The organism is Acidobacteriota bacterium (assembly GCA_009838525.1).
Classification (GTDB): Bacteria; Acidobacteriota; Vicinamibacteria; order Vicinamibacterales; family UBA8438; genus VXRJ01.
Genome location: VXRJ01000026.1, coordinates 2197 through 3452, shown reverse-complemented (window position 1 = coordinate 3452; position 1256 = coordinate 2197). Strand labels below are relative to the sequence as shown.

The following is a 1256-nucleotide window of genomic DNA, read 5'->3' as shown; positions in this document are numbered from 1 at the left end:
TCGTCTTTCTGCATGTTTCTTCCTTTCGTCGAATTAGTCTCAGGAGATGTCGTCCTCGGCACCAACCCCGCCGAAGCGCAAGGCCGCGCGAATTTTTACCGGATCGCCGTTCTGGTCAGATCCCCGCAGGAAGTCGCTCTCAATCAGTCGGCCGATGATCTGCACGGGCGTGCCTTGACCCTTTAACTCCTTCAACTTCCCGGCCAACTCTCGATAGCTCAGAGGATGGCTCTTCAGGCTCGCGAAGAGCCGGCGGTGGTCTTCGGTAAGGGCATAGGTAGTCATGGTCCGACCGCGCTCGTCAGCGATGAAATGCTGACGCTCGAGCGCGAACGAAGTCGGATGGACCTTGAAGGACGGCACTAGCCGCACCTCATCTGCAACCCAGGTGATCCGGGCCATCCGCCCGAAATCCTTCATCAGTTGGCTGGCCCAGCGCACCCGGCGCAGCGAGAGTTCGGTTTCGTCGAAATGGTCGGTGACCTCGTTTTTATTGTGTTGCCAGAGGTCGGCCAAGGTTGCAGCGCGCGCCTCCAGCTCTTCGACGCCCTGTGCGCCAGCGTCCACCTGCTGGCCGGAGAGCGCGGTGAACCACTCCTTGCCAGCGAACCGACTGTCTTCTGTCCCGGCGATCTTGCGCTGCCGCCAGAACGTCGAATCGAGTGCGGAGTTGGCAGAATAGAACGCGGCTAGAAATTGGTGATAGCGGTTGTAGGCATCTCGATAGGACTGTTCGTACCACTGGTGGATTTCGTCGGCGTCCTGTGGATTGCGGTACAAGTGATCAATACCGGCGGCGGCCAGCATTGCCGAGTAGGTCGCCAGATGTACGCCCTGTGAGAACAGCGGGTCGATGAAGCAGGCCGAGTCGCCGCAGAGAAAGGCGCGACCCAGCGACAGCGAAGAGGCATCATAGGCCCACTCGCGTATCACTCGCACGTCTTCGCAGCGCGTGGCGTTCTCTAGGATTTCCATCGCCAGTGGACACATCTCCAAGCACTGCTGGTAGAACGTCTCGATCCCGCTGTCGCGCATCCGGGCGCTGGCGGACTTATCGGTCACTACCCCCACGCTGTAGATGTCGTCCTTCAATGGTATGATCCAGATCCACCCTTCCTCGAACGCAACTGAGAAGATGTTGCCGTCTAGGTCGCCTTGGAACCGCTTGCCGCCCTTGTAGTAGGACCAGACCGCCATGTTCTGGAAGTACTGGTCGAACTGCCGCATCTTCAGCTTCTTGGCGATGATGCCACGGG

The 1256-nt window shown here is 59.3% G+C and carries 1 pseudogene (running past one end of the window); it reads right to left on the bottom strand.

Going from position 1 to position 1256, the window contains the following annotated elements:
• Positions 1 to 39: 39 nt before the first annotated feature.
• Positions 40 to 1256: pseudogene (locus F4Y45_11500) on the bottom strand (NAD(P)-binding protein); it runs 292 nt beyond the window's last position.